Genomic DNA, 4097 nt, shown 5'->3' on the forward strand with positions numbered 1-4097 from the left:
CACAGGAATCACCGCAAAACCTGTGGGAGCGAGCCTGCTCGCGAGGGGGTCAACTGGCTATCAAGCCTGGTGCGTAATCCGCCCATCCACCAGCGTATAGCGAACGACACCCGGCAAACTGTGCCCGATGAACGGGCAGTTCTCGCCCTTCGACAGCCAGTGTTCACCGGCAACCGTCGATGCTTTCGGATCGAACAGCACGATATCCGCCGCCCCTCCTACCGCCAGCTTGCCCGCCGGCAGGCGCAACGCTCCGGCCGGGCCTGCGCTCAGGCGTGCCAGCAGCGTCGGCAGATCGAGCAAGCCATCCTCGACCAGGGTCATCGCCAGGGGCAGCAGCAACTCAACGCTGCTGATGCCCGGCTCGGTGGCGCCGAACGGCGCCAGTTTGGCGTCGCGCTCGTGGGGCTGGTGATGGCTGGAGATGGCCGAAACCACCCCGGACTTCACCGCTTCACGCAGGCCATCGCGGTCGGCGCGGGTGCGCAGCGGCGGTTGCACGTGATAGAGGCTGTTGAAGTCGATCAGCGCTTCGTCAGTCAGAATCAACTGATACAGCGCGACATCCGCCGTCACCTTCAAGCCACGGGCCTGGGCCTGCGCGATCAGGGCAACGCCGCGAGCACTGGTCAACTGGCTGAAGTGCGCACGCACACCGGTCTGCTCGACCAGCAGCAGGTCACGGGCGAGCGCTACGGTTTCGGCGGTTTCCGGAATTCCCGGCAGGCCGAGGAAACTGGCGACCGCGCCTTCGTGGGCCAGACCGCCCTCGGCCAGATCGTGATCCTGCGAGTTGAAAATCACCGTCAGGTCAAACGTCGCCGCATATTCCAGCGCCCGGCACAGGGTGCGGCTGTTGCGGAAACTCTCCAGACCGTTGCCGAACGCCACACAACCGGCGTCCCGCAGGGCCACCAGTTCGGCCAGTTGCTCACCGTCCAGACCTTTACTCAGTGCGCCGATCGGGAACACCTTGGTGTTGCCGGCTTCACGGGCGCGGTCGAGGATCAGTTCGGCCACGGCAGAAGTGTCGAGCACCGGTCTGGTCTTCGGTGGGCAGCACAGACTGGTGACGCCACCGGCAGCGGCGGCGCGGGTTTCGCTGACGATCGAGCCTTTGCGGCTGTAACCCGGCTCGCGCAGGGCAACGTTGAGATCGACCAGGCCAGGCGCGGCGACCAGGCCTTGGGCATCGAGGGTTTCTACTGCGCTGAAACCCGCCGGCGCGGCGCCGAGGGCGACGATCTTGCAGGCTTCAACGTGGATATCGGTGATTTGATCCAGGCCGCTGCTGGGATCGATGACGCGTGCGCCGAGAATGCTGAGCTTCACTGGGCGTTCTCCTGCTCGAATTGGCGCTGGGCAGTCTGCCCGCTCATGGCCATGGACAGCACGGCCATGCGAATCGCGATGCCGTAGGTCACTTGATTGAGGATCACCGAGTGCGGGCCGTCGGCCACCGCCGATTCGATCTCCACACCCCGGTTGATCGGCCCCGGGTGCATGACGATGCAATCCGGTTTGGCCCCGGCCAGACGCGCGGTGGTCAGACCGAACAGGCGGTAGAACTCGCCCTCGCTCGGCAGCAGGCCGCCGGTCATGCGCTCACGTTGCAGGCGCAGCATGATCACCACGTCGACGTCTTTCAGGCCTTCGGCCATGTCGGTGTAGACCTTGACGCCGTATTGCTCGATGCCGATCGGCAGCAGGGTTTTCGGCGCGATCACACGGATGTCCGGGCAGCCGAGGGTTTTCAGGGCGAGCATGTTCGACCGTGCCACCCGCGAATGCAGGATGTCGCCGACGATCGCCACCGAGAGGTTTTCGAAACCGCCCTTGTGCCGACGGATGGTGAGCATGTCGAGCATGCCTTGCGTCGGGTGCGCGTGTCGGCCGTCACCGCCGTTGATGATCGCCACTTGCGGGCAGACATGCTCGGCGATGAAGTGCGCCGCACCGGAATCACCGTGGCGCACGACGAACATGTCGGCGGCCATGGCCTCAAGGTTGCGCAGGGTATCGAGCAACGTTTCGCCCTTGCTCGCCGACGATGTCGACACGTTCAGGGTGATCACGTCCGCCGACAGCCGCTGGGCCGCCAGCTCGAAAGTGGTGCGGGTGCGCGTGGAGTTTTCGAAGAACACATTGCACACGGTCTTGCCGCGCAGCAACGGGACTTTCTTCACCGCCCGGGCACCGACTTCGAGGAACGAGTCGGCAGTGTCGAGGATTTCCGTCAGCAACTCGCGGCGCAAGCCGTCGAGCGAGAGGAAGTGGCGCAGCTGGCCCTGATCATTGAGCTGCAGCGGGCGCTTGGTATCTAGAGGCGTCATCGCGAGGGGGACTCTCAATAGGGCGGATTAAAGGGTGACGTCTTGCAGTTCGAGGCTCAGCGGCTCGGGGCCGGACAGCTTGACCCGCTGGTTGCCGGCCAGGGCCAGGGTGGCGCCGACCACGTTCGGGCGGATCGGCAGCTCACCGGCGTCCAGATCCAGCAGGCAGACCAGAGTGACGCTGGCCGGGCGGCCGTAATCGAACAATTCGTTCATCGCCGCGCGGATGGTGCGACCGCTCATCAGCACGTCGTCGATCAGCACCAGATGCTGGCCTTCGATCTCGAAGGGCAGGGCGGACGGGCGCACTTGCGGGTGCAGGCCGTTCTGGCTGAAATCGTCGCGGTAGAAGGACACATCCAGCGTGCCCAGTGGCGCATCGCTGTTCAGTTCCTTGAGCAGCGCCTGCGCGACCCAGATGCCGCCGGTGCGGATGCCGATGTAACGCGGTTCGTTGATGTCACGCTGGGCAAGGTGCGCCTTGAGGCGGGTCGCCATCTGGCTGATCAGATCGGCGGGATTGGGCAGGCTCATGGTTGCTCCTTCGTGAATCCGCGCTGCGTCCTGCCGGACGAAGCTCGGTTTATAACCAAAAGAAAAGCGCCGAAGCGCTTGTCAGGATTCAAACAATGCGGTGTTTTCATCGAGCCAGCCCTGCAGCAGCAGGGCGGCGGCGATGGCGTCCACCGGGTTGTCGCGGTAGCTGCCTTTCTGCCCGCCACGCACCAGTCGCTCGCCCTTGGCTTCGAAGGTGGTCAGGCGTTCGTCGTGGGTATAGAAGGGCAGGTTGTAGCGGCCGTTGAGGCGGCGGGCGAACTTCTCGGCGCGCACGCACATCTCGCTGGGCGTGCCGTCCATGTTTAACGGCAGGCCGACCACCACGGCGTCGGGTTTCCATTCTTTTATCAGCGCTTCGACCTGATCCCAGTTCGGCACGCCGTTCTGCGCCTTCAGGGTGCACAGCTCGCGGGCCTGACCGGTGATGACCTGGCCGACCGCGACGCCGATCTGTTTGGTGCCGTAGTCGAAACCGAGAATCAGGCGCAGGGCCATCAGGCGTGACCTGCCTGACTGGTGAGCAGGTTGAGGTCGATGCCCAGGTGCCGCGCCGCCGCTTCGAGACGCAATTCGCTGCGGGTGTTGAAGAGGATGTCGGCGTTGAACGGGCAGGTCAGCCAGGCATTGTCGGCCAGTTCGGCTTCCAGTTGCCCGGCTTCCCAACCGGCATAGCCGAGGGTGATCAGGCTCTGCGCGGGGCCGACGCCGTCAGCGATGGCGAACAGCACGTCCTGCGACGTCGACAGGGCCAGATCGCCGTCCAGTTGCGCGGTGGCCTGGAAGGTTTTGCCTGCTGGATGCAGGACAAAACCGCGATCGGTCTGCACTGGGCCGCCGATGAAGATCGGCACATTCTGGCAGCGCGCCGGCGGCTCGATGTCCGGGCGCAGCTGTTCGAGGATGTCGGCCAGGTTCAACTCTTGCGGTCTGTTGACCACCAGCCCCATCGCGCCATTGGCCGTGTGCTCGACGATGTAGGTCAAGGTATGGGCAAAGTTCGGGTCGGCCATGTGTGGCATGGCGATCAGGAAGTGATGCTTGAGGTAGGTGGGGCTGACGTTTTTCATGAGCGCTAGTGTGGCGTTCGGGGGGCGAACTGACAAGCCGGAGATGTAAGCAACACACCGATCAACTGTAGGAGTGAGCCTGCTCGCGATAGCGGGGTGTCAGTCAAATGTTCAGGTTCTGACATACCGCTATCGCGAG

The 4097-nt window shown here is 64.2% G+C and carries 5 protein-coding genes; all 5 read right to left on the reverse strand.

All coding sequences use genetic code 11. The features are described from left to right. Positions 1-60 precede the first annotated feature (60 nt). Entirely contained in the window at positions 61-1332 is a 1272-nt protein-coding gene (locus DCO47_RS25955; RefSeq protein WP_116659224.1) for a dihydroorotase, read from the reverse strand. Then, on the reverse strand, positions 1329-2333 hold the full coding sequence (locus DCO47_RS25960) for an aspartate carbamoyltransferase catalytic subunit (protein WP_016772736.1): 1005 nt from the start codon (positions 2331-2333) through the stop codon (positions 1329-1331). The genes DCO47_RS25955 and DCO47_RS25960 overlap by 4 nt, the downstream gene beginning before the upstream one ends. A gap of 27 nt (positions 2334-2360) precedes the next feature. Beyond that, positions 2361-2867: a bifunctional pyr operon transcriptional regulator/uracil phosphoribosyltransferase PyrR gene (gene pyrR / locus DCO47_RS25965; RefSeq protein WP_064364170.1), complete on the reverse strand. Its 507-nt coding sequence runs from the start codon at positions 2865-2867 to the stop codon at positions 2361-2363. Positions 2868-2948: 81 nt separating this feature from the next. After that, complete coding sequence (ruvX, locus tag DCO47_RS25970) at positions 2949-3386, reverse strand: Holliday junction resolvase RuvX (protein WP_016772738.1); 438 nt, start codon at positions 3384-3386, stop codon at positions 2949-2951. After that, complete coding sequence (locus DCO47_RS25975; RefSeq protein ID WP_065615068.1) at positions 3386-3958, reverse strand: YqgE/AlgH family protein; 573 nt, start codon at positions 3956-3958, stop codon at positions 3386-3388. The genes ruvX and DCO47_RS25975 overlap by 1 nt, the downstream gene beginning before the upstream one ends. Positions 3959-4097 lie beyond the last annotated feature (139 nt).

It is taken from the genome of Pseudomonas sp. NDM, assembly GCF_003105095.1.
In the GTDB taxonomy this organism is placed as follows: Bacteria; Pseudomonadota; Gammaproteobacteria; order Pseudomonadales; family Pseudomonadaceae; genus Aquipseudomonas; species Aquipseudomonas moraviensis_A.